Origin of the sequence: Streptomyces lydicamycinicus (assembly GCF_000829715.2) — a bacterium.
GTDB lineage: Bacteria > Actinomycetota > Actinomycetes > Streptomycetales > Streptomycetaceae > Streptomyces > Streptomyces lydicamycinicus.
This window is the reverse complement of the sequence record NZ_BBNO01000010.1, coordinates 228,881-251,802: the sequence shown is the minus strand read 5'-3', so window position 1 is coordinate 251,802 and position 22,922 is coordinate 228,881. Positions and strand designations below refer to the sequence as shown.

Here is a 22,922-nt window from a genome sequence, read left to right as displayed (position 1 = left end):
CAGGGCTGAGCGCGGTGCTCGGACCGGCGGATCGCCGGCGGTCCGAGCCTCCGGGCCACGCGCTTCAGGAGGGCAGTTGCTCCCGGTACTGCTCCAGTGCCGGCGCGGTCGTCGTCGCCACGAACTCCGTGATCCGGTACTCACACACCTCGGCGAGAGTGAACGGGTCCTCGGAAACGATCCGCTCGACGGTGGCACGGTCCATCCCGGCGGCGAGAATCACGCCCCCGTCCCGTGGGACCTTGCGGCCGGCGGCGAGGAAATGCCCGGCGGCGTACTCCTTCCGAAGCCACTCCACATGCTGATCGAGGACGGCGTCGACGCGTTCGAGGGGCGCGGTATACGTCAGTTCCAGTACGAACATGACTGCAATATAGAGGAGGTGTCGGGCAGGGCTCCGCCCTCTCTCCGTGCAGGGAAGGTGCAGGCCAGGGCGGTATCGGGCAAGGCTGCGGCACTGATGGGGCGAGGTGCGACTGCTTCCCTTCGCCCCGCAGGGCGGCCGCTCCCGCCACCGGGGCGGGCGTCGGGATCAGGGCATCGGCAGGTCCGGGCGGCGGCGCCCGTGCTGCGTCGCGCGCTCGTAGGCATGACCGGCCTGGAGGACGGCGAGATCGGCGCGCGGTGGACCGATGAACTGGAGCCCCACGGGCAGACCGCCCGGGGTGAAGCCCGCGGGAACCGAAAGAGCGGGTACGCCCAGGACCGAGATGAGGTAGGCGGACCGCATCCAGTCCAGATAGCTGTGCGTGGGACGGCCCGCTACCTCGCGCGGATACTCCAGCTCCGCGTCGAACGGCGTGACTTGACTGACCGGGGCGAGGAGCAGGTCGTACCCGGAGAAGAATTCCAGCGTGCCGAGGTAGAGGCGGCCGTGGGTCGTGGTGGCCGTGTGGAGGTCGGCCACGGTCAGCCGGCGGCCCTGCTCGATGTTCCAGACGATGCTGGGTTTCAGGGCCTGCGGGGCGGAGTCGAGCAGTCCACCGAGGGCAAGGTCGAAGCTGTGTGCCCGCAGCGTACGGAAGGTCTCATCGGCGCCGGCGAGGTCCGGGCAGGCGGTGTCGACACGGCAGCCCAGCTCCTCCAGGACCCTCAACTGGGGCTCCAGAACGGCGAGTACCTCCGGGTCGGCCGGTGCGTATCCGCCCAGGTCGGGTGCCCAGGCGACACGCAGCCCGCGCAGGTCGCGGTCGAGCGGTACACGGAACGCCGCCCCCGGGGCCTCCAGGCTGAGGGGGCAGCGTGGGTCCGGGCCGGCCATCGCTGACAGCAGCAGCGCGGTGTCGGCGACCGTCCGCCCCATGGGGCCCGGGACCGACAGGGTGTCCCAGAGGTCGCTGCCCGGCGGCGAAGGAACGCGGCCCGGCGTCGGCCGCAGACCGACTACATTGCAGAAGGAGGCGGGGTTGCGGAGTGAGCCGCCCATGTCACTGCCGTCGGCGAGGGGCTGAAGACCGGCTGCCAGGGCCGCGGCGGCGCCCCCACTGCTGCCGCCCGCCGAGCGTGTGAGGTCGTACGGATTGCGGGTGGTGCCGAAGACGGCGTTGAAGGTGTGCGAACCGGCGGCGAATTCGGGGACGTTGGTCTTGCCGAGACGGATGGCGCCCGCCTGCTGGAGCCGGTCGACCAGCAGATCGTCGTCGTCCGGGACGTGATCGGCGAAGAGCGGTGAGCCGTGTGTGGTGCGCATACCGCGGGTGAGGCGGGTGTCCTTGAAGGCGATCGGCAGCCCGTGCAGGGGCGGGACGGCGGCGCCCCGGACGAGTCGCTCATCGGCGCGTGCGGCCGCGGCGAGGGCGCCCTCCGGGTCGAGGGTGACGATCGCATTGACGGCCGGGTTGACCCGTTCGATGCGGTCCAGGTGGGCCTGGACGACCTCGCGGGCGGAGAGCTCGCGGCGGCGCAGCCGGCCGGCGAGGTCGGTGGCGTCGAGCTCGTGAAGCGCGTCGGACACGGGCGGGTGCATGCTCATCACGGTACCGAGCACCACTGACACTGAGCTCTGAAATCCATGGCCTGAACTCCGCGGCCTGAGCTCTGAGCCCCGAAAGCCCTAGCTCTGAGCCGCGAGCCGATCCGCCCGGCCGTGGGCTCCATCACCGGTTCGCTAGCGTTGCGGTCATCATGGACGCTTCCGGAATGATCTCCTGCGACGACGAACTGCGGCATTGGCCGGCCGACGAAGCCCAGGCGCGTGCGGTCCAGGACCGGTTGCGGCCCCATGTACGCCTCGATGAAGCGGGACCGGAACCGGGGTTCGAGGGCACTGTGGTGGGGGTGGATGTCGCCTACGACGATGAACGAGACGTTGTCGCGGCCGCCGCCGTCGCCCTGGACGCCCGCACCCGCGCCGTCGTCGACCGGGCCACCGGCGTCGGGCAGGTCTCCTTCCCGTACGTCCCCGGCCTGCTCGCCTTCCGTGAGATCCCCACCGTGCTCAAGGCTCTCGGCCGCCTCGCCCGCACTCCCGACCTGGTGGTCTGCGACGGCTACGGGCTGGCGCACCCGCGCCGCTTCGGGCTCGCCAGCCACCTGGGCGTACTGACCGGACTGCCCACCATCGGCGTCGCCAAGAACCCCTTCACCTTCCGGTACGCCCCTCCTGGCCCGGAGCGCGGCGCCACCTCGCCGCTGCTGGACGGGACCGAGGAGGTGGGACGTGCACTGCGTACCCAACAGGGCGTCAAGCCGGTCTTCGTCTCGGTGGGGCACCGCACCGACCTCGACCGGGCCTGTGCGCACACCCTCCACCTGGCGGCCGATTACCGCCTTCCGGAGACGACCCGGGCCGCCGACGCACTGTGCCGGAGGGCCCTCGCCGACGCGTGACGGCAGGCCCGGGTCACGGCTCGGGCTACTGCTGGACGATGCCGAATCTGATGCCCGCTTCCTGGAGGCGCGCCGTCAGCGCGTCCCCCATGGCCACCGCCGTCGTCACTTGACCAGCGGTCTCCGGCAGGTCGTCGAAGGCCAGGCTGAGCGCCGACTCGGCGAGCATCTTCGCGGTCTCCTCGTAGCCGGGGTCGCCGCCCGAGACCTCGGTGATCAGCCGGGTGCCGCCGGCGGCGGCGACGAAGCGCACCTTGAACCAGCTGCGCGCCCGCCGCTCGGGGCTCGGGCCGTCGCCCGGCTCCAGACGCCCCGACAGCCAGCGCCGTGCGGGCGGCACCTGGGCGAGGGCGCACAGTGCTCCTGCCCCCAAGGCGCCGCCGACGGCGATCGGCAGCCGCCGCACCCCGGCGTAGTGGCGATAGCGGAAATCCGGCCCGTAGCGGTCCAGCGCGGCGGCCGAGCGGGCGACGATCTGCGGATCGAGGGTCGGCAACGGCACACCCCAGGTGCGCGTTTCGCTGCTCCGTACAGGCGGGCCGAAGGGCGCGCGTACCGTCCGGCCGGCCGGCTGCGCTTCTACCCGCTGCCGTTCACGGGCGGCCCGCGCCATGGCGACCGGACGTGAGGCGGCGGTCAGCGCCGAGTTCAGGGTGCCGCCGGAGAACGTCGCGTTGGTCCGTACGAAGCCATCGATGCGTACGGGGACACCTTCAGGGAGGAGCCCCACGGTGTAGTGGACCCCCAGGTCGTACGGGACGGAGTCGAACCCGCTGGCGTGCACGAGGCGCGCGCCGGAAGCGCGGGCCGTCGCCTCGTGCCGCACGTACATCCGGTCGATGAATTCCGACTCGCCGCACAGATCGACATAGTCGGTCCCGGCCGCGGCGCAGGCCGCCACCAGCGGCTCGCCATGGATCAGATACGGACCGACGGTCGTCACCAGCACCCGGGTGTCGGCCGCGAGGTCGCGCAGTGAGCCGGGATCGCCGCTGTCGGCCCGCAGCAGCGGCAGGTCGGCGCAGGCCGGGTCGGACTTCGCCAACCGGTCGCGCAGCTGCTCCAGTTTGGCGGTACTGCGCCCGGCCAGTGCCCAGCGGCAGCCCGTGGGGACGTGTGCGGACAGGTAGGCGGCAGTGAGGGCGCCGGTGAAACCGGTCGCGCCGTAGAGGACGAGGTCATAGGTCCGTCCGGAGGTGTCCTGCCGTGGCATCGCGCATCCTCTCGACCGCCCACCGGCCTTGGAGTCCGGGCCCTGGCAGTCGGCGTCGCCCCGTCAAGGTCCGCTCCTGGCGGCCCTCTTGACCGCTCTGTGGGTGGCACGGAGTCTGGCATGACGCCTTGACAGGGTGTCGCAGCGGGGCCAGATTCACGGATGACGTAGGACGTCGTATGTCCGGTGCGCCGACTGCTGGAGGAGGCCCGGCTGCTGTGACAACGTTCCCCACGGACATCCCTGACCGGGGGCGGCGAGGGTGGCAGGAGCTCACCCCGTCCCAGTGGAAGGCGATGTTCGCCGCTTGGATCGGCTACCTCCTCGACGGTTTCGACTTCGTCCTGATCACGCTGGTGCTGACCGAAATCGCGGCGGACTTCCGGCTGAGCACCGCCACCGCCGCCTCGCTGATCTCCGGCGCCTTCATCACCCGATGGCTGGGCGGCGCCGTCCTGGGCGCGATGGGCGACCGCTACGGCCGCAAGGCCGCCATGATCAGCAGCATCCTGCTCTACTCGCTCGGCACCTTCGCCTGCGGATTCGCCTGGGACTACACCAGCCTGTTCGTCGCCCGGCTGGTGATCGGCCTCGGCATGGCCGGGGAGTACAGCGCAAGCGTGACGTATGTGCTGGAGAGCTGGCCCACCCGATGGCGCAACCGGGCTTCCGGATTCCTGATCTCCGGTTACGCGGGCGGTACGGTTCTCGCGGCCGAGCTCTACAAATGGGTGGTGCCCCACTGGGGCTGGCGCTGGATGTTCTGGATCGGCGTGCTGCCCGTCCTGGTAGCTCTCTGGGTGCGCAGGGCGCTTCCGGAGGCCGGGGACTGGCAGAAGGAGATCGGCGTCGCCGCCACCCGTTCGGCAGAGGGGCGCCCGAACCCTTTCCGGCCGTTGTTCACGGGACGGCTCCGCTCCGGGGGCAACGCGGTCCTGGCGGTCGCCGCCTCGGTGGCGCTGTTCTGCGTCTTCACGCCCTTCGGCGCGGGCTACGTCCCCTGGCTGTCCGCCGCCGCGGCGCTGTGCCTGACCGCCTTCGCCGTCCAGCTCGGCGGCCGCCGCGGATGGCCGTTGTACGTGTCCCTGATGGCGACGGTGTTCTGCGCGTTCCTCTACAGCTGGCCGATCCAGGCCCTGTTGCCCACCTACCTCAAGACCGGCCTCGGATACTCCCCTGGGCAGGTCACCGACGTGATGTTCTACGCGGGCTTCGGCACCATGGCGGGCTGCTGGCTGGCGGGCTTCGTCGGCGACCGGCTCGGCACCCGGCGGGCCTACGCGTACACGCTGCTCGCCTCGCTCGTCTTCGTCTTCCCGGTCTTCGCGGTGCGGGACAGCTTGCCGGTGCTCGGCGTGCTGGTCTTCGTGCTGCTCGCGCTCAGCCAGGGCATCTCCGGCATTCTGCCGAAGTACCTCGCCGGCCACTTCCCGATCGCCACCCGGGCCGCCTCGGTGGGCTTCGTCTACAACGTCGGGGCCCTGGGCGGGGCAGCGGCGCCCGTCCTGGGCGCCCATCTGGCCGAAGGCATGCCTCTGGGGCGGGCCCTGGCCGTGCTCACCTTCGGGCTGACGCTCGTCGTCATCCTTCTGGTGGGCGGCAACGTCCCCCAGCGGCTGGGACGGCTGGTGGACCGTCAGGCGCCCGACGATCATCTGGTCCCGGCGGCCGGGGGAGCGGGGGCCCTGCCCGCGGCCTCCGACTCCACCTCCACCTCCGCTTCCGCCTCTGGGGAGGTCTCGCCCGATTCGGCGTAGCGGGGCCCAGGTGGCCGAGCGGTCGGGGCCGGGGCCGGGGCCGGATCACCGTCCGCCGCGCCGCCCCGACCGGTCAGCGTGGCAGAAGCAGCGCAGTCGCCGGCGCGATGAATCGGCGTCACCCTGCCCGGCTGTGGAAGTCGGACAGACGGGTGGCGAGTTGCCCGGCGGACGCGGCGTCAGATGTCCCTCGGCCGACCCGCCGTCCGGCGCTCCGCGGGCCGTTGTCAGTGGTCGCCGTTAGCGTGGAATGCGTGGGTCGGCTCGCGCGGGACGCGCGTGCGGCTCAGCGGTATCGCAGGCGGTGCCGCGGGGGAACGGACATGGAGGAGCGCATGGCGAAGGCGGCCGGGCCGGCGGTGGTGCGGGAGCGGGTGCGTGCGTTCGCGCTCGCGCTTCCCGGGGCGGTGGAGGAGTTTCCCTGGGGCGAGAGCGTCATCAAGGTCAACAAGAAGGTCTTCGTCTTCCTCGGCGTCGACGACGGCAGCCATCCGCTCGGGATCACGCTCAAACTCACCGACCCGGAGGCCCATGCCCATGCGCTGACCTCGCCCGGTGCCAAGCCCGCGGGCTACGGCCTGGGCAAGTCCGGATGGGTGCAGGTCCCCCTGGAGGAGCCGGACGCTCCGCCCGCCGAGCTGCTCTGCGACTGGGCGGAGGAGTCCTATCGCGTCATAGCCCCCAAGAAGCTCATCGCCGAGCTCGACGGGGTGTAGAGGCGCAGCGGCGGCTGGCGCGCAACGGCCCGTGACGGCGATGGCGATGAGCCTCGTCGGCGCGGGCCTTTTCCGTGGTCGCCTCTTGGCACGGGGGTCTTGTGGAAAGTGGAACACGTTCTTAACATCACGAGTGTTACATCAGAAGTGTCACAGTGCGGAAAGGCATGGGGCGCGATGGCAGAGCCAGGCAACGGCCCACTGAGCGGGGTGCGGGTGGTCGAACTCGCGGGCATCGGTCCCGGCCCCTTCGCGGCCATGCTCCTGGCCGACCTCGGCGCCGACGTCGTCCGGGTGGACCGGCCCGGCGGCGCGGGATTGGGCATCGATCCGGCCTACGACGTCACCAACCGCAACAAGCGCTCCGTACTGGTGGACCTGAAGAGCCCCGACGGCGTGGCGCAGGTGCTCGAACTGGTCGAGCGCGCCGATGTGCTGGTGGAGGGGTACCGACCCGGTGTGGCCGAGCGGCTGGGGGTGGGTCCCGAGGAGTGCCTCGCACGCAACCCCCGGCTGGTCTACGGGCGGATGACCGGCTGGGGGCAGCGGGGCCCGCTCGCCGACACCGCCGGACACGACATCGGCTATATCGCCATCACGGGCGCGCTCGGCATGATCGGCCCGCCCAACGGCCCGCCCGCCATCCCCGCCAACCTCCTCGGTGACTACGCCGGCGGCTCCCTCTACCTCGTCATCGGCGTCCTCGCCGCCCTCCAGCACGCCCGCGCCGACGGCGGAAAGGGCCAGGTCGTGGATGCCGCCATCGTCGACGGCACGGCACATCTGACGGGGATGATCCACGGCATGCTGGCGGCCGGCGGTTGGCAGGACCGGCGCGGCGCCAACCTGCTCGACGGCGGGACGCCGTTCTACGGGACGTACGAGACCGCCGACGGCGGCTATATGGCGGTCGGCGCGCTGGAGAAGCGGTTCTACGGCGAATTCGTCCGCCTGCTGGGCATCGAGGAGGAGGCCCCCGGCCGCGACGACCTCGCCGCATGGGGCGAGCTGCGTACTGCCATCGCCGCCCGCTTCAGGACCCGTACCCGCGAGGAGTGGACGGCCGTCTTTGAGAAGTCCGATGCCTGTGTGGCGCCTGTGCTCTCCCTGCGCGAGGCCCCGCGGCATCCACACCTCGCCGCCCGCGGCACCTTCGTCGAGCACGGTGGGATGACCCAGCCCGCGCCCGCGCCGCGCTTCTCGCACACCCCCGGCGCCGTACGCAGACCACCCGCGCGGCCCGGTGCGGACACCGAGGAGATCGCCCGCGACTGGCAGGCCCCCGGCCTCCTCGCCCCGTCGCCGGCCACCCCCGCCGGCCCGGGCCGCACCGCCCAGAAGGACACCGCCGGCTGATGGCACCCGCCCGCACGCTCCGGTACGCGGCCGGCCCGCGCCGGGTCGCCGACGAGGCCGCCGCCAGGGAAGCGGCCGGCCTCGACGCCGTGCGGGCCCGCAGTGGCCGGCCCGGACGCGTTCCCCGAGCGGAAGCCGCCCCGCGCGGCCGGGGCCGACTGCGGGGCCGAAGCTGCGTCCGCGACCGGACCAGGGGATTCCGGGCCGTGGGCGGGACAAGGTTCCCTGCCCGTCCCGTGGGGCCGCAGCCCGCAGAGTTGACCGAGACCGTCAAGAACTGGCTCATGGGAGGGCCCGCAGAGATGACCGCGCAGATGAAGCGCCAGATCTTCACCGAGGACCACGAGGCCTTCCGAGAGATGGTGCGGACCTTCCTCGCCAAGGAAGTGACGCCCTATTACGAGCAGTGGGAGAAGGACGGCATCGTCAGCCGGGACGCCTGGCGGGCGGCCGGCAAACAGGGGCTGCTGGGGCTGGCGGTGCCGGAGGAGTACGGCGGGGGCGGGCAGCACGACTTCCGTTACAGCGCGGTGCTGGCCGAGGAGTTCACTCGGGCCGGTGCCGCCGGTCTCGCCGTGGGCCTGCACAACGACATCATCGGCCCCTATCTGACCACCCTCGGCACCGAGGAGCAGAAGCGCCGCTGGCTGCCCGGCTTCTGCAGCGGCGAGATCATCACCGCCATCGCCATGACCGAGCCCGGTGCCGGCTCCGACCTCCAGGGCATCCGCACCCACGCCGAGGACGCCGGCGACCACTGGGTCCTCAACGGTTCCAAGACCTTCATCTCCAACGGCATCCTCGCCGACCTGGTCATCGTCGTGGCCAGGACGACGCCGGAGGGCGGGGCGCACGGTCTGAGCCTGCTGGTCGTCGAGCAGGGTATGGCGGGCTTCGAGCGGGGCCGCAACCTCGACAAGATCGGCCAGAAGTCCCAGGACACCGCCGAGCTGTTCTTCCACGACGTACGCGTCCCCAAGGAGAATCTGCTCGGCGAGCTCAACGGTGCCTTCGGCCATCTGATGACCCACCTCGCCCAGGAGCGGATGGGCATCGCGGTCGCCGGGATCGCCGGCGCCGAACACCTGCTGGAGATCACCAGCAGCTACGTCAAGGAGCGCGAGGCGTTCGGACGGCCGCTGGCCAAGCTCCAGCACATCCGCTTCGAGATAGCCGAGATGGCCACCGAATGCGCCGTCACCCGCGCCTTCCTCGACCGTTGTATCGCCGACCACTCCGCCGGCGCACTGGACGCGGTGCACGCCTCGATGGCCAAGTGGTGGGCCACCGAGCTGCACAAGCGGGTCGCCGACCGCTGTCTGCAACTCCATGGCGGCTACGGCTATATGGCGGAATACCGCGTGGCCAGGGCCTTTACCGACGGCCGTATCCAGACGATCTACGGAGGGACCACCGAGATCATGAAGGAGATCATCGGACGCTCCCTGCTCGACTGAACCCGGACCGCCCCCGGTCCCCACCGCCGCTCCTGCCTCCACCCTCATGCGAAAGGCTTGTTGACTTGAGTACCGAAGCGTACGTATACGACGCGATCCGCACCCCGCGCGGCCGCGGCAAGGCCAATGGCGCACTGCACGGCACCAAGCCGATCGACCTGGTCGTCGGTCTGATCCACGAGGTACGCCGCCGCTTCCCCGGCCTCGACCCGGCGGCCGTCGACGACATCGTGCTCGGCGTCGTCGGACCGGTCGGCGATCAGGGCTCCGACATCGCCCGGATCGCGGCGATCGCCGCCGGGCTGCCCGACACCGTCGCCGGCGTACAGGAGAACCGCTTCTGTGCCTCGGGCCTGGAGGCCGTCAACATGGCCGCCGCCAAGGTGCGTTCGGGCTGGGAGGACCTGGTCCTGGCGGGCGGTGTGGAATCCATGTCGCGGGTCCCGATGGCCTCGGACGGCGGAGCCTGGTTCGCCGACCCGATGACGAACTTCGACACCAATTTCGTCCCGCAGGGCATCGGCGCCGACCTGATCGCCACCCTTGAGGGCTACACCCGGCGCGATGTCGACGAGTTCGCCGCGCTCTCCCAGGAGCGCGCCGCCGAAGCATGGAAGGACGGCCGCTTCGACCGCTCCGTCGTGCCGGTACGCGACCGCAACGGCCTCGTCGTCCTGGACCACGACGAGCACATGCGCCCCGGCACCACCGCCGACTCCCTGGCCGGTCTGAAGCCTTCCTTCGCCACCATCGGCGACGCGGGCGGCTTTGACGCGGTCGCGCTCCAGAAGTACCACTGGGTCGAGAAGATCGACCACGTCCACCACGCCGGCAACTCCTCCGGCATCGTGGACGGCGCGGCGCTCGTCGCCATCGGCTCCAAGGAGGTCGGTGAGCGTTACGGCCTGACCCCGCGGGCCCGCATCCTCTCCGCCGCGGTCTCCGGCTCCGAGCCCACGATCATGCTCACCGGCCCCGCGCCCGCCAGCCGCAAGGCCCTGGCCAAGGCCGGACTGACCATCGACGACATCGACCTCGTCGAGATCAACGAAGCCTTCGCCGCCGTCGTGCTGCGCTTCGTCAAGGACATGGGCCTGAGCCTGGACAAGGTCAATGTCAACGGCGGCGCCATCGCGCTGGGCCACCCCCTCGGCGCCACCGGCGCGATGATCCTCGGCACCCTGATCGACGAGCTGGAGCGGCAGGACAAGCGCTACGGCCTGGCCACGCTCTGCGTCGGCGGCGGTATGGGCATCGCCACCGTCATCGAGCGCCTCTGACCGCCCGTCCCATCCCCCTTACGGAGAAGCCACAGTGAGCGAGTCCCCTGCGTCGTCGACCATCCGCTGGGAACAGGACGAGACCGGCATCGTCACCCTGGTCCTGGACGACCCCGACCAGTCCGCCAACACCATGAACAACGCCTTCAAGGCCTCCCTGACCGCGGTCGCCGACCGCCTGGAGGCCGAGAAGGACGGCGTCCGCGGCATCATCTTCACCTCCGCCAAGAAGACCTTCTTCGCCGGCGGCGACCTGCGCGACCTGATCGCCGTCACCCCCGAGAAGGCCGAGCAGGCCTTCGAGGCGGGCAACGGCATCAAGCGCGATCTGCGCCGCATCGAGACCCTCGGCAAGCCCGTCGTCGCCGCGATCAACGGCGCGGCGCTGGGCGGCGGTTACGAGATCGCGCTGGCCTGCCACCACCGCATCGCCCTCGACACCCCCGGCACGAAGATCGGCCTGCCCGAGGTCACCCTCGGCCTGCTGCCGGCCGGCGGCGGGGTGACCCGTACGGTGCGGCTGCTCGGCATCGCCGACGCGCTGCTGAAGGTGCTGCTCCAGGGCACCCAGTACAACGCCACCCGCGCCCAGGAGGCCGGGCTGATCCACGAGGTCGCGGCCACCCCCGAGGAGCTGCTCGGCAAGGCCCGCGCCTTCATCGAGGAGCACCCGGAGTCCCAGCAGCCCTGGGACGTCAAGGGCTACCGCATCCCCGGCGGCACCCCGGCCCAGCCGAAGTTCGCGGCCAACCTCCCGGCGTTCCCGGCCAACCTCAAGAAGCAGCTCAACGGCGCGCCCTACCCGGCCCCCCGCAACATCCTCGCCGCGGCCGTCGAGGGCTCCCAGGTCGACTTCGAGACCGCGCAGACCATCGAGGCGCGCTACTTCGTCGAGCTGGTGACCGGCCAGATCTCCAAGAACATGATCCAGGCGTTCTTCTTCGATCTCCAGGCCGTCAACTCGGGCGCCAACCGGCCCAAGGACATCGCGCCCCGCAAGGTCGAGAAGGTCGCGGTCCTCGGCGCCGGCATGATGGGCGCGGGCATCGCCTACTCCTGTGCCAAGGCCGGGATGCAGGTCGTCCTGAAGGACGTCTCCCTGGAGGCGGCGCAGAAGGGCAAGGCCTATTCGGAGGGGCTGCTCGCCAAGGCGCTCTCCCGGGGCCGTACGACCGAGGCGAAGCGCGACGAGCTGCTGGCCCGCATCACGCCCACGGCCGAGCCGGCGGACCTCGCGGGCTGCGACGCCGTCATCGAGGCGGTCTTCGAGGACGTGGGCCTCAAGCACAAGGTCTTCAAGGAGATCCAGCACATCGTCGCCCCCGACGCGCTGCTGTGCTCCAACACCTCCACGCTGCCCATCACGCTGCTGTCCGAGGGCGTCGAGCGCGACCAGGACTTCATCGGGCTGCACTTCTTCTCGCCGGTCGACAAGATGCCGCTGGTGGAGATCATCAAGGGCGAGCGGACCGGCGACGAGGCGCTGGCCCGCGCCTTCGACCTGGTCCGCCAGATCAGGAAGACCCCGATCGTCGTCAATGACTCGCGCGGCTTCTTCACCTCCCGTGTCATCGGCCACTTCATCAACGAAGGCGTGGCGATGATCGGCGAGGGCCTCGACCCGGTCTCCGTCGAGCAGGCCGCCGCCCAGGCCGGCTACCCGGCCAAGGTGCTGTCCCTGATGGACGAGCTGACCCTCACCCTGCCGCGCAAGATCCGCGAGGAGACCAAGCGGGCGGTCGTGGAGTCCGGCGGCAGCTGGCAGCCGCATCCGGCCGACGCGGTCATCGACCGGATGGTCGACGAGTTCGGCCGGCCCGGCCGCAGTGGTGGCGGGGGCTTCTACGAATACGGCGAGGACGGCAAGCGCACCGGACTGTGGCCGGGGCTGCGCGAGCACTTCACCAAGAAGGACGCCACCATTCCGTTCGTCGACATGCAGGAGCGGATGCTCTTCTCCGAGGCTCTGGACACCGTCCGCTGCTTCGAGGAGGGCGTGCTCACCTCCGTCGCGGACGCCAACATCGGCTCCATCCTCGGCATCGGCTTCCCGGGCTGGACCGGCGGTGTGATCCAGTACATCAACGGCTACCAGGGCGGCCCGGGGCGGGAGGAACTGGTCGGCCTGCCGGGCTTCGTGGCCCGCGCCCGTGAGCTTCAGGAAGCCTACGGAGACCGGTTCGCGCCGTCCGCGCTGCTGGTGGAGAAGGCCGAGAAGGGCGAGAAGTTCAGCGACTGACCGGTCATGGGGGCGGGCCCCGGCGGCCCGCCCCCGTCAGCCCTCGGGAGTGTGGCCGCCCAGATCCCGGTCGGCCTCCATGCCGAACGACTCCCGCAGCTCCTGCTTCATCGACCGCTGGAAGGCGGTCACCAGTGCCTGCACCACCATCGGCTGCATATGGGCCGAGAGCGACTTCATCCGCGCCATCTCGTCCTCGTCCGGCCCGCCGCCCCGGTTCGGCTCCCACACCTCGTCCTTGAAGAGCCGGCTGAGCTCCCGGGCCGCCGAGCGGGTGTGCTCGATGACCACGCTGCGCGCCGTGAGGATGGTCTCCAGGGAGATCGGGACGTCCAGCAGCCGGGTGCCCAGGTGCAGCAGCCCCGGGTCGACGCGGAAGACCCGGGGATCATCGGTCCGGACGAGCACACTCATGGCCGCCAACCGGTCCAGATCCTCCTCGGTCAGCGCCCGGCCGACCCGCCGCTCCAACTGCTCCCGGGTGGCGTCCTCGGCCTTGTCCGGAATCCAACTCGCCACCAGCGCCCGGTGGATGGCCAGATCCTGGGCGCTCAGATCGGGCGGCAGCTGCTCCAGATAGCGTTCGATCGCGGACAGTGTCAGGCCCTGGTGCTGGAGCTCCTCGATCAGGGCGAGCCGGGAGAGGTGGTCAGGACCGTAGCGGCCGACCCGGCGGGGGCCGATCTCCGGCGGTGGCAGCAGACCGCGCGTGCTGTAGAAGCGGATCGTACGGACCGTGACGCCGGCGCGGGCGGCCAGTTCGTCGACCGTCAGGTCGGTGGCGGGCTCCATCATGTTGAACAGTATTGCTGTCTCACCACTCCTGTGAAACCTTCCGCGCGGACCGGGCCGGAGTGGACCGGTATGGCGGGCAGCCATCGGACGGGCCGAGACGGAGTGAGTTGTCACGAAAGCAAAATGCACGCCTCCATCGATCCGAACAGGTCAAGAAATCCTCCTTGCCGGGCGGGCTGCGGAGTCCGGAATCGGGTGAACTGACGCCCCTCTTGAAATTGATGCGCCGGGAAATTCACTTCAAATACGGACAAATCTTGGATGGCCTATACACGCTGTGATCTTGCCCACAGACGGAGAAGGGCTCTTCAGGGAAGGTGTGCCGTCGGCCGTCCACGCGATCTGCGGGACTTCTAGGCCATGGCTTCAGCGCCTGCCCGAAAGCGAGATACACCAGCAGTGAGCACAGAAACCGTCACCGAGACAGCCCACAGGTCACCTGACGGGGGGAGCGGCGCGCAGCAGGATGCGGGCGACGCGGGCTACAGCAAGGGCCTCAAGGGCCGGCATGTCAACATGATCGCCATCGGTGGGGCGATCGGTACCGGCCTCTTCCTGGGTGCCGGTGGTCGACTGCATTCCGCCGGCCCGGCGCTGGCCGTCGCCTACGCGGTCTGCGGCCTCTTCGCCTTCTTCGTCGTACGGGCCCTGGGCGAGCTGGTGCTGCACCGCCCGTCGTCCGGTTCCTTCGTCTCGTACGCCCGTGAGTTCCTCGGGGAGAAGGGCGCCTACGTCGCCGGCTGGATGTACGTCGTGAACTGGTCGACGACCGGTATCGCCGACATCACCGCGATCGCGCTCTATACCCACTACTGGAGCCTGTTCACCGACATCCCGCAGTGGGTCATGGCGCTCATCGCGCTCGCGGTCGTGCTGACCGTGAACCTGATCTCGGTGAAGATCTTCGGTGAGCTGGAGTTCTGGTTCGCGATCATCAAGGTCGCGGCGCTGGTCGTCTTCATGTTCATCGGCATCTTCCTGCTGGCCACCCAGCACCCGGTCGGCGGCCACACACCAGGGCTGGACCTGCTCACCGACCACGGTGGAATCTTCCCGACCGGTCTGCTGCCCGTGGTGATCGTGCTCCAGGGCGTGGTCTTCGCCTACTCCGCGGTGGAGCTGGTCGGTGTGACCGCCGGTGAGACCGATGAGCCGGAGAAGGTCGTGCCGAAGGCCGTCAACTCCATCATGTGGCGAGTGGGCGTCTTCTACGTCGGCTCGGTGATCCTGCTCGCGATGCTGCTGCCGTGGAACAAGTACGTCGGTGGCGAGAGCCCCTTCGTGACGGTGCTGTCCAACGTCGGTGTGCCGGCGGCGGGCGATGTGATGAACCTCGTGGTGCTGACCGCGGCCATGTCCAGCCTGAACTCCGGGCTCTACTCGACCGGCCGCATTCTGCGCTCCATGTCGATGGCGGGCTCGGCGCCCAAGTTCGCCGGCCTGATGAACCGCAACCAGGTGCCGTACGGCGGCATCATGCTCACCTCCGCGGTGTGTGTGCTGGGTGTCGGCCTCAACTACGTCATGCCGGGCGAGGCGTTCGAGATCGTGCTGAACATCGCGGCGCTGGGCATCATCAGCACCTGGTGCACGATCATGGTCTGCCACATGGTGTTCGTGCGCCGGTCGAAGGAGGGCCTGGTCGAGCGGCCGCGCTTCCGGCTCCCCGGCACGCCGGTCACCGATATCGCCACCATCGTCTTCCTGCTCGGCGTCATCGTCCTGATGTGGTTCGACGACGGCGTCGGCCGGCAGACCGTGATGCTGATCCCGGTCCTCGCCGTCGCGCTGGTCGGCGGCTGGTTCGCGGTACGCGGCCGGGTCAGCCGGATTGCCGCGGAGCGCGAACTCTCGAAGTAGTCACGCACCAGCGGACGCCTGCGTCATCAAGGGCGGTCGCGGAGGCCGGAATGCCTCCGCGACCGCCCTTTCGCCTTGGTGCTTCCGGCGGACGTGATGGTGTCCGGCGGGGCCGCGGCGGATGGTGACCGGATGACCACCACCGAAACGGGCCGCAGGTGTACCTGGGTACACCCCTGCCCGGCATCCAGACGCAATGGCGGCGGGCCCGTCGGACGGCATCGTCGTTGTCATGCCAAGCAAAGACGCCATGACAAGCACAGATGCATTGCCCGGCAAACCTGTCGACATCAGGGCGATGGCCCTGTTCCTCGCCGTTGCGTTTCTGGCGGCCGGAGCGCTGGGCGCGCTTCAGCCCGTGACCGGGATACCCGGTGAGGTCATTCAGCTGACACAGTTCGGGCCCGCGCTCGGGGTGGGGCTCGCCGCGGTGCTGTGGCCGGGGCGGGTACGGGAAGTGTTCGCCGGCTCCGTGCCGGGCCGCAGGGGTCAGGGGGTGCTGCTGCTCGTCACGGCGCCGCTGATCATCGCGGTGAGCGTCGGGGCGTACGCGGTGTTCACCGGGGATGTGCGTGCCACGCGGCCGGATGCGCCGTTTCTGTTGATCGCCGTGGCGCAGCTGATCGGCGCGTGCGGCGAGGAGATCGGATGGCGCTGCTTTCTCCAGCCGCTGCTGCGCACCCGCTTCGGCCCGCTTGTGGCATCGGTCGCGGTGGGTGTGGCGTGGGGCGTCTGGCACGTTCAGGTCTTCGCCCAACACCCCGTGTACGCGGGGGCGTTCATGATGGCGGCGCTGTCCATGTCGGTCGTGATGGGGTGGGCCCTTGACGGGGTGCGGGCCTCCAGGCTGCCGTTCGCGGCGGGCTTTCACGCCCTGATCAACCTCGGCATGCTGCTGTTCATGGATGAGGAGTCCGGCGCGGTGCTCCCCATGGTGGTGTTCGGCGCCTCGTGCCTGGCAGCGGCCGGACTGTGGACGTGGACGAGCGTCGGCAGGCCGCGGGTGGCGGGGTCGGCACCGGCTAAGATCCCTCCGATCATGGACGATGTTCGATAAGCCACGTGCGGTCGCCGCCCGCGCCGGTGTCGCTCTCGGCCGGTGCCAGCTGGCGAGCCTGCATGCGCTCGCGGTGTCGGCGGTGGGCTCGCTGGTGGTCTTCGCCCTGCTGCTGATGCCCGTGGGCGTGGGCTTCCTGCTGCTGCCGCCCGCCGCGCGGGCCCTGCGCGCACTGTCCGATCGTTCCCGTGCCTGTGCCGACCGGTGGACGGGCGTCCATATCGGTCCACCGGAACCGCTGCCCGTGGACCCTGCCCTCAACGCCCGCAAGCGGTCGGGCGCGATCGTCGCTGACGAGGGGTTCTGGCGCGACCTGGCGTGGGCCTGGCTGGAGCCGGTGGCCGGCGGGCTCCTCGTCGCCGTGCCCCTCGCCCTGGCCGAGTACGGGGCGTTCGGCGCGCTGGTGCAGCCGTTCATCTGGCGGCTCCTCGACGACGGCAACTGGTACGCGTTCGTCCCCGTGCACAGCACCGCGACCATGTGTGCCGCACTGGTGCTGGGCCTCGTTTTCCTGGCCGCCGGACTGCTGGCCGCGCCCGCCACGCTCCGGCTGCACACCCGGATGAGCCGGCCGCTGCTTTCCGCACCGCGCCGCATCCAGCTCGCCCGGCGGGTCGAGCGGCTCACCGACACCCGTACCCGGGCCCTGGACGCTCAGGCCGCCGAACTGCGGCGCATAGAGCGGGACTTGCACGACGGGGCGCAGGCCCGGCTGGTCGCCCTGGGCATGACGCTGGACCGGGCCACGCGCCTGCTGGAGACGGACCCGGCGGCGGCGCGCGAGCTCCTGCTGGACGTCCGCCGAACGTCCGAGGGGGCCTTGCAGGACCTGCGCGACCTGGTGCACGGCATCCACCCGCCGGTCCTCGCCGACCGGGGCCTGGGCGACGCGGTCCGGTCGCTGGCGCTCGACAGCTTCCTCGATGTCCAGGTCGAGACCCGGCTGCCGGGCCGGCTCCCGGCGCCGGTCGAGTCCGCCACCTACTTCGCGGTGAGCGAGGCGCTGGTGAACGCCGCGAAGCACTCCGGGGCCCGCGAGGTCGGCATCGCCCTGACCTACGAGGACGGCCTGCTGCGCGCAACCGTCACCGACGACGGTCACGGCGGCGCCGACCCCGCACGGGGCACCGGGCTGGCCGGCGTGCGACAGCGATTGGATACCTTCGATGGCACTCTCGACCTGCACAGTCCGCAGGGCGGGCCGACCACCGTGACGATGGAGATTCCATGCGCGTTGTCCTCGCCGAAGACCTCTTCCTCCTGAGGGACGGGCTGGTACGCACCCTCCAGGAACACGGCTGCGAGGTCATCGCGGTGGACAACGGCCCGTCCCTGCTGCGCGCGCTGCTCGACGACGGGGACGCGGCACCGGATGTCGCCGTGGTCGATGTGCGGCTGCCGCCGACCTTCACCGACGAGGGCCTTCAGGCCGCACTCGAAGCCCGTCGCCGGCGGCCCGGACTGCCCGTCCTCATACTCTCCCAGTACGTCGAGCAGCTGTACGCGAACGAGCTGCTGGCCGGGGGCGAGGGCGCCGTCGGATATCTGCTCAAGGACCGGGTGACCCACACCGAGCAGTTCATCGACGCGGTCCGCCGCGTCGCTGCCGGAGGCACCGTGATGGACCCTCAGGTCATCTCCAGACTGCTGTTGCGCAGCGATGCCCGTGGCACGATCGGCAGCCTGACGCAGCGCGAGCGGGACGTCCTGGAGCTGATGGCCGAAGGCAGGTCCAACGCCGCCATCGCCGCCGGCCTGCACATCAGTGAGAGCGCTGTCGCCAAGCACACCGCGAGCATCTTCACCAAGCTCCGGATCAGCCCGTCGGCGGACGACAACCGCAGGGTGCTGGCCGTCCTGGCCTATCTCAAGCGCTGACCCGCTCGTGCCGCCGCAAGGCCGACTAGCCGACGGTACCCACGACCGGGTAGTGATCCGAGAGATTGGTGTACGTGTAGTCCTTGCCCCAGCTGGAGACCGTCCAGGGCGCCGACTCCTCCTTGACCACGGTGTTCCGCCATCCGGCGGGACGGGCGTGGCCGTTGCGGAACAGGACGTAGTCCAGGTCCTCGCGAGGGTCGTCCGGGTAGCGGTACTTCGCGATGGAGTTCTCCTGGGTGTCGAAGGAGTAGGGGTGGCCGGTACGGCTGTCGGCGGGCGCCAGGTCGGCGTTGCCGAGCAGCTCGTCGTACTCGGCGCTGTGCGAGTCGATGTTCAGATCGCCCGCGACCAGTACCTCTTCGTCCGCCGGGATGTTCTTGGCGTCCAGGAAGGCGTCCATCTCCCTGAGCTGCTCGGCGCGGTCGGCGGCCGCCTCGCCCGCCTTGCAGCCCGAGTCGGTGGACTGGGCGTGGGTGCCGACCACATGCACCCGGGTGCCGTTGACGTCCAACACCGCATAGACGAAGCCCTTGTTGGAGAGACGGTCCGAACCGCAGGCGTCCTTGTAGACGTACTGCTCCTTGCGCAGGATCGGCCACTTGCTCAGCAGCGTGACCCCGCCGTCCTCCGGGGTCACGGCGGAGTAGGCACCGCCGGTGGCGTCCCAGCCACCGCGGCTCCGGCCCACCACCGGGGTCTGGTGCGGATACTGCGCCGCGGCCCGGGACTTCAGCGTCTCGGACGAGGAGTTGTCGAACGCTTCCTGGAGCACCACGACGTCCTGGCCCTGGAAGAAGTCCGCGGCCACGATCGCCTGGGCGCGGTGGTCCTGCCCCCAGTTGGGATAGAGGTTCTTGCTCATGAGGAAGACGTTGTAGCTGAGCACCTTCAGGCGGGGCGTGGCGGCGGCCGACGCGGAGGGGGCCGCGGTCGCCACCGTGACCGCGGCGAGGGCCGTGGCGAGGGCGGCGATCCGGGGCATGCGCAGCGCGGAGTGCGACACTGAATCTCCCTGTGGGGGTGGGGACATGAACCAGCGACGCTTATCCAAGCAGCTGAGGTTACTTCCAGGTAACCGTCTGGCGGGCACGAGATGGACAAACTGAAGCTCTTGCCGACGAGGCCGGTGTTCCGGGTCAGGGGCAGGGCCGCGGACTCGTGAGCGCCGCGCCGCAGGCCGTGTGTACGGCAGCCAGCGCGGTGACGGCGCTCTGGGTCCAGGACAGCAACGCCCGTTCCCGGCTTGACGGTTCGTCGCAGGCCGGGCGGCCGAACGCGCCGCACGAGCTCTGCTGGGCGAGGAGGAAGGAGACGGCGTCGCGGGTGATGCGGTGCTGTGCTTGTCCGGTGCGGGCCGAGTCCCGGATGAAGCCGGCGATCTGCCCCAGGTGATAGTCCTTCCAGGCGCCGGGCAAGTCGGTGACGGTGGTCTCCGGTGCCGGGTGCGGCGCGTCGGCCCCACCGGTCAGTGCGGCCGCGCGCTGCGGGGCCAGCAGCCCCAGACCGACCAGGCGTTGGATGTTGCGCACCGCCTGCGGCGGCACCCGGTCCAGGAGTTCGACGGCGGCGACGGTGGACTTGAGAAACAGATCGAGCGAGGCGCAGGGGATCCCGTGAGCCCGCAGGCCGGACGCGAAGGCACCGACGACTTCCATACCGTGCCGCTGCCAGAGCTCGGAGTCCGCGTCCGCGAGACGCGCGGAGAAATCGAGCAGCAGGGGGCGGGCGAGCTCGGGTTCGCCCAGGGCCTCGGCGGCATGTGCGACGGCCGCCGCGGCGGGCAGGCAGCCGGCCGGGTCCTGGCGCCGGACCGTGTCCGCCAGCCACACCACGGCCCGCCGGAGCGGCTGCTCCACGGCCGAGCGGGGCGTCGATACGGACGGCCGAGGCCGCCGCACCACCCGGGGACTGCGTTCCAGGAGCGCGGCCAGGGCCGCGACGATGGTGGTGTGGTAGCCGGTGGCCCAGTGCCGGTACGCATCGTCGCCGTCGGTGAGTCCGGGGTGGACCACTCCCGGCGGCCCGTTGACCCGCCCGTCGGCCTCTTGTACCGCCATGAGGAACTCCCAGGCCCGGCGGGCTTCGTCGGAGTCCCGGACCCCTAGGCAGAGAAGGCAGCACAGAAGCTCTCCCACCAGATCGGCATTCTCCTGGCCGAGGGTGAGGACGAGGAGCGCTTCGAGCAGCTCCACCGCCGCGGCCGGATCGAAGTCCCGCGGCCAGCGGGGCTCGCGGAGGCCGAAGTCCGTGGCGTAGAAGATCGTGTGGGTGATCGCGTAGATGTCGCGATCGGTGAGCTTGAGGACGTTCGGGCGGTTGCAGAGCAGGGTGAACGGCAGGACCTCGTCCATGGCGGGCAGGGCATGCGCGACACCGCACAGCTCCAGGGTGTGCAGCAGATCGAGCTGCCGGTAGGGAATCCGCTCGAAGACCGCCGCATAGCCGCCGGCCGCGGCCTGGGTGATCAGCTGCCGGAACTCCGGGTCCTCGCGTCCGCAGAGCCGGAGGGCCGCATAGGTTCCCGCGTACAGCAGGAGGGCGGCTTCGTCCCGGGCGATCAGTTCCCGGTAGGAGGGGCGGGCCGCGATCTCCTCGACCTGGTCGAGGAGGGCCGAATAGTCGCCGTCGAGGGGTTCGGGGTCGAGGCGGGACCGCAGTCCCACCAGGAACGCCGTCTCGATGAGGGCCTTGCGGGCGAACAGCACCCGGTCCGTGGCGGCTTCGGCCGGATCGATCAGAGTGCGGCGCGCAGCGAGCCAGGCGACCGCCCGGGTCTCCACCGCGCGCCTTTGTGACGAACCGTCACCGGGCTGCGTCGTGTCCACTGAATGCCTCCCGGCGAACGGCGTGGTCAATGGCTCAGTTGCCCGCGGCGGAGTCGTCGTCCGCGACCTGGCTGGCGACTACGAGCACGTACCGCTCCCAGGCGAGTACGTAGCCGGCCACATCGTCGAGTTGGCTGACCTGGTCGACGACCCGCTCCAGCGGAACGGTGAGGTCGACGAGCCCGCTGGTCCGCAGGAAGTCGAGTGCCTTACGGGCGTCAACCGGCGGGGGACAGGGCGGGGGACAGGACATGAGTTGCTCCTTTCGGGTGGTTCGGATGAACAGTGCGAGTGTCGCGTTCCGTACTGTCGATGTCACTATCTGTGTCTATTGGGGTAAGTGGTGATTTGGCCGTCCCAGCTCAGACGTTTACGTGGCGGAAAAACCACTCGTGGAGGTGAATTCCGACTGCGGGACCACGGTGGTTTGGGTGGGGCGATGGCGTACGGCCGGGTGTCGAGTGGCGGCGTACACTCCGCCGCCCGCTCGGTGGGGCGGGGTTCGGGGAGTTGCCTCAAGGGGCGCGTGGGGTGATAGGTGGTCCGGCTTCGCTGTCCGCTCGTGAGGCCGGATTCCTCCCTGTGCCCACTCGCGTTCAACTCGCGTTTCCATACGCCCGCGTTCGGTATCCTCCGGGCCGAGTGGGGACATGGTGCAGGTGTTGACGAGCCGCTCGCCCGGGCGTCGTGGCGTGCGGGATCGCCGTGAGGGCGCGTCCGGACGGGCTGCGCCTGCGGTGGCGTGGAGGGGCCTCGCGTCCGCCGATCGCGGAGAGTCACCGTATGATGATTAATACCATGATTGCGGTAAAAAATGACCCAAATCCCCCGCCGGTCGGAGGTGTGCTCTGGTCGCTGGCCGGGGACATCCGCATGCTGCTGACCCTGCCGGCCGCGCTGGCCATGCAGGTCGCCCACCCGGCGGTGGGCGCCGGTGTGGACGACCACTCCGTGTTCCGTACGGACCCCTGGGGGCGCGGCGAGCGGTCCCTGACCTCGCTACAGCTGTGGGTGTACGGAGGGGAGGCGGCGGCCGCGGAGGGGCGGCGGCTGCGGGCGCTGCACAAGACCATCCAGGGGACCGACGCACACGGCCGCGCCTACCACGCGCTCACCCCCGCCTACTACGCCTGGGTGCACGCCACCGGCTACCCCGTCTTCCGGCACGCGCAGCAGTATCTGGGCCGCCCCTTCACCGAGGCGCAGGAGCGGGCGCTGTACGCGGAGTGGCTCCAGGTCGGCCGGATCCTGGGGATCCATGACCGCGATATGCCGCAGACGATCGAGGAGTTCTGGCCGTATTACCAGAAGGTCCTGGACAATGAACTCGAAGAGACCGTCGTGGTCAAGGAGTTGCTGGCGACCGATCCGCAGCTGCCGGTTCCCGACCGCGGCCCGCGCTGGCTGCGGCTGCTCCTGCGGCTGTCCTGGCCATGGCTGTGCCCGCGATTCGCCCGCGTCCGGCGCTTTCTCACGATCGGGCTGATGCCGCCGGACGCCCGGCAGGCCATCGGGCTGGAGTGGACGGACGCCCAGGAGCGCACCCTGCGCCGTCTCGGCCGGGTCGTGCGCGCCGTGATGCCGGTGCTTCCGGAGCGGCTGCGGTTCATGCCGATCGCGCGCCGGGCCAGGCAGGCGGCGCGCCGGTAACGACGCG

19 protein-coding genes are annotated in these 22,922 nt (G+C 70.3%); 12 read left to right on the top strand and 7 right to left on the bottom strand.

Annotation, left to right across the window (positions count from 1 at the left end; genetic code table 11):
* Nucleotides 1–64 precede the first annotated feature (64 nt).
* Both TU31_RS31900 and TU31_RS31895 read right to left on the bottom strand, forming a co-directional pair.
* Nucleotides 65–364: a YciI family protein gene (locus TU31_RS31900; protein WP_042161076.1), complete on the bottom strand. Its 300-nt coding sequence runs from the start codon at nucleotides 362–364 to the stop codon at nucleotides 65–67.
* Between the two features lie 168 nt (nucleotides 365–532).
* Nucleotides 533–1,966 (bottom strand): amidase, encoded by a 1,434-nt coding sequence (locus TU31_RS31895; RefSeq protein ID WP_181018714.1) that lies wholly within the window; start codon nucleotides 1,964–1,966, stop codon nucleotides 533–535.
* Between the two features lie 158 nt (nucleotides 1,967–2,124).
* Between TU31_RS31895 and TU31_RS31890 the strand changes: the two genes are divergently transcribed.
* A complete protein-coding gene (locus tag TU31_RS31890) occupies nucleotides 2,125–2,829 on the top strand; it encodes an endonuclease V (RefSeq protein ID WP_042161074.1) in 705 nt (234 codons plus the stop codon).
* A 25-nt stretch (nucleotides 2,830–2,854) separates the two neighbouring features.
* Here TU31_RS31890 and TU31_RS31885 read toward each other — a convergent pair whose 3' ends face one another.
* Nucleotides 2,855–4,042: a saccharopine dehydrogenase family protein gene (locus TU31_RS31885; RefSeq protein WP_042161072.1), complete on the bottom strand. Its 1,188-nt coding sequence runs from the start codon at nucleotides 4,040–4,042 to the stop codon at nucleotides 2,855–2,857.
* Nucleotides 4,043–4,338: 296 nt separating this feature from the next.
* Here TU31_RS31885 and TU31_RS31880 point away from each other — a divergent pair, with 296 nt between their 5' ends.
* The 6 genes from TU31_RS31880 to TU31_RS31855 all read left to right on the top strand — a co-directional run bounded on the left by TU31_RS31880 (nucleotide 4,339) and on the right by TU31_RS31855 (nucleotide 12,847).
* Entirely contained in the window at nucleotides 4,339–5,799 is a 1,461-nt protein-coding gene (locus tag TU31_RS31880) for a sialate:H+ symport family MFS transporter (protein ID WP_245698950.1), read from the top strand.
* Nucleotides 5,800–6,122: 323 nt separating this feature from the next.
* Nucleotides 6,123–6,515, top strand: a complete 393-nt coding sequence (locus TU31_RS31875) for an MmcQ/YjbR family DNA-binding protein (RefSeq protein ID WP_107070796.1) — start codon at nucleotides 6,123–6,125, stop codon at nucleotides 6,513–6,515.
* 177 nt (nucleotides 6,516–6,692) lie between these two features.
* Entirely contained in the window at nucleotides 6,693–7,871 is a 1,179-nt protein-coding gene (locus tag TU31_RS31870; protein ID WP_042161068.1) for a CaiB/BaiF CoA transferase family protein, read from the top strand.
* A 314-nt stretch (nucleotides 7,872–8,185) separates the two neighbouring features.
* Nucleotides 8,186–9,328: an acyl-CoA dehydrogenase family protein gene (locus TU31_RS31865; RefSeq protein WP_042161442.1), complete on the top strand. Its 1,143-nt coding sequence runs from the start codon at nucleotides 8,186–8,188 to the stop codon at nucleotides 9,326–9,328.
* A 65-nt stretch (nucleotides 9,329–9,393) separates the two neighbouring features.
* Nucleotides 9,394–10,608 carry an acetyl-CoA C-acetyltransferase gene (locus TU31_RS31860; protein ID WP_042161066.1) on the top strand — a complete coding sequence of 405 codons (1,215 nt, stop codon included), beginning with the start codon at nucleotides 9,394–9,396 and terminating at the stop codon, nucleotides 10,606–10,608.
* Between the two features lie 34 nt (nucleotides 10,609–10,642).
* Nucleotides 10,643–12,847, top strand: coding sequence for a 3-hydroxyacyl-CoA dehydrogenase NAD-binding domain-containing protein (locus TU31_RS31855; protein ID WP_042161065.1), 2,205 nt, complete (start codon nucleotides 10,643–10,645; stop codon nucleotides 12,845–12,847).
* 36 nt (nucleotides 12,848–12,883) lie between these two features.
* Here TU31_RS31855 and TU31_RS31850 read toward each other — a convergent pair whose 3' ends face one another.
* Entirely contained in the window at nucleotides 12,884–13,642 is a 759-nt protein-coding gene (locus tag TU31_RS31850) for a MerR family transcriptional regulator (protein WP_042161063.1), read from the bottom strand.
* Nucleotides 13,643–14,041: 399 nt separating this feature from the next.
* Here TU31_RS31850 and TU31_RS31845 point away from each other — a divergent pair, with 399 nt between their 5' ends.
* The 4 genes from TU31_RS31845 to TU31_RS31830 all read left to right on the top strand — a co-directional run bounded on the left by TU31_RS31845 (nucleotide 14,042) and on the right by TU31_RS31830 (nucleotide 18,437).
* Nucleotides 14,042–15,502 carry an amino acid permease gene (locus tag TU31_RS31845; protein ID WP_078886076.1) on the top strand — a complete coding sequence of 487 codons (1,461 nt, stop codon included), beginning with the start codon at nucleotides 14,042–14,044 and terminating at the stop codon, nucleotides 15,500–15,502.
* A 196-nt stretch (nucleotides 15,503–15,698) separates the two neighbouring features.
* A complete protein-coding gene (locus TU31_RS31840; RefSeq protein ID WP_245698929.1) occupies nucleotides 15,699–16,559 on the top strand; it encodes a CPBP family intramembrane glutamic endopeptidase in 861 nt (286 codons plus the stop codon).
* Nucleotides 16,549–17,823, top strand: coding sequence for a sensor histidine kinase (locus TU31_RS31835; RefSeq protein WP_042161061.1), 1,275 nt, complete (start codon nucleotides 16,549–16,551; stop codon nucleotides 17,821–17,823). The genes TU31_RS31840 and TU31_RS31835 overlap by 11 nt, the downstream gene beginning before the upstream one ends.
* Complete coding sequence (locus tag TU31_RS31830; protein WP_042161059.1) at nucleotides 17,787–18,437, top strand: response regulator transcription factor; 651 nt, start codon at nucleotides 17,787–17,789, stop codon at nucleotides 18,435–18,437. The genes TU31_RS31835 and TU31_RS31830 overlap by 37 nt, the downstream gene beginning before the upstream one ends.
* Nucleotides 18,438–18,462: 25 nt before the next feature.
* Here the strand turns inward: TU31_RS31830 and sph are convergent, their stop codons facing one another.
* From sph to TU31_RS31815, 3 genes are all read right to left on the bottom strand, one after another.
* Entirely contained in the window at nucleotides 18,463–19,443 is a 981-nt protein-coding gene (gene sph, locus TU31_RS31825; protein ID WP_042161057.1) for a sphingomyelin phosphodiesterase, read from the bottom strand.
* 133 nt (nucleotides 19,444–19,576) lie between these two features.
* On the bottom strand, nucleotides 19,577–21,265 hold the full coding sequence (locus TU31_RS31820; protein WP_245698928.1) for a DUF6895 family protein: 1,689 nt from the start codon (nucleotides 21,263–21,265) through the stop codon (nucleotides 19,577–19,579).
* 34 nt (nucleotides 21,266–21,299) lie between these two features.
* Nucleotides 21,300–21,518: a hypothetical protein gene (locus TU31_RS31815; RefSeq protein WP_042161055.1), complete on the bottom strand. Its 219-nt coding sequence runs from the start codon at nucleotides 21,516–21,518 to the stop codon at nucleotides 21,300–21,302.
* 545 nt (nucleotides 21,519–22,063) lie between these two features.
* Between TU31_RS31815 and TU31_RS31810 the strand changes: the two genes are divergently transcribed.
* On the top strand, nucleotides 22,064–22,915 hold the full coding sequence (locus TU31_RS31810; RefSeq protein ID WP_181018713.1) for an oxygenase MpaB family protein: 852 nt from the start codon (nucleotides 22,064–22,066) through the stop codon (nucleotides 22,913–22,915).
* The last annotated feature ends 7 nt before the right edge of the window (nucleotides 22,916–22,922 follow it).

What these genes read in the sequence shown, in the direction of transcription:
- TU31_RS31850 (WP_042161063.1), bottom strand. Translation starts at nt 13,642, where the DNA reads ATGATGGAGCCCGCCACCGACCTGACGGTCGACGAACTGGCCGCCCGC.
- TU31_RS31880 (WP_245698950.1), top strand. Translation starts at nt 4,339, where the DNA reads ATGTTCGCCGCTTGGATCGGCTACCTCCTCGACGGTTTCGACTTCGTC.
- TU31_RS31830 (WP_042161059.1), top strand. Translation starts at nt 17,787, where the DNA reads ATGCGCGTTGTCCTCGCCGAAGACCTCTTCCTCCTGAGGGACGGGCTG.
- TU31_RS31865 (WP_042161442.1), top strand. Translation starts at nt 8,186, where the DNA reads ATGAAGCGCCAGATCTTCACCGAGGACCACGAGGCCTTCCGAGAGATG.
- TU31_RS31900 (WP_042161076.1), bottom strand. Translation starts at nt 364, where the DNA reads ATGTTCGTACTGGAACTGACGTATACCGCGCCCCTCGAACGCGTCGAC.
- TU31_RS31835 (WP_042161061.1), top strand. Translation starts at nt 16,549, where the DNA reads ATGTTCGATAAGCCACGTGCGGTCGCCGCCCGCGCCGGTGTCGCTCTC.
- TU31_RS31840 (WP_245698929.1), top strand. Translation starts at nt 15,699, where the DNA reads ATGGCGGCGGGCCCGTCGGACGGCATCGTCGTTGTCATGCCAAGCAAA.
- TU31_RS31895 (WP_181018714.1), bottom strand. Translation starts at nt 1,966, where the DNA reads ATGCACCCGCCCGTGTCCGACGCGCTTCACGAGCTCGACGCCACCGAC.
- TU31_RS31810 (WP_181018713.1), top strand. Translation starts at nt 22,064, where the DNA reads ATGATTGCGGTAAAAAATGACCCAAATCCCCCGCCGGTCGGAGGTGTG.
- TU31_RS31870 (WP_042161068.1), top strand. Translation starts at nt 6,693, where the DNA reads ATGGCAGAGCCAGGCAACGGCCCACTGAGCGGGGTGCGGGTGGTCGAA.
- TU31_RS31890 (WP_042161074.1), top strand. Translation starts at nt 2,125, where the DNA reads ATGGACGCTTCCGGAATGATCTCCTGCGACGACGAACTGCGGCATTGG.
- TU31_RS31885 (WP_042161072.1), bottom strand. Translation starts at nt 4,042, where the DNA reads ATGCCACGGCAGGACACCTCCGGACGGACCTATGACCTCGTCCTCTAC.
- TU31_RS31875 (WP_107070796.1), top strand. Translation starts at nt 6,123, where the DNA reads ATGGAGGAGCGCATGGCGAAGGCGGCCGGGCCGGCGGTGGTGCGGGAG.
- TU31_RS31815 (WP_042161055.1), bottom strand. Translation starts at nt 21,518, where the DNA reads ATGTCCTGTCCCCCGCCCTGTCCCCCGCCGGTTGACGCCCGTAAGGCA.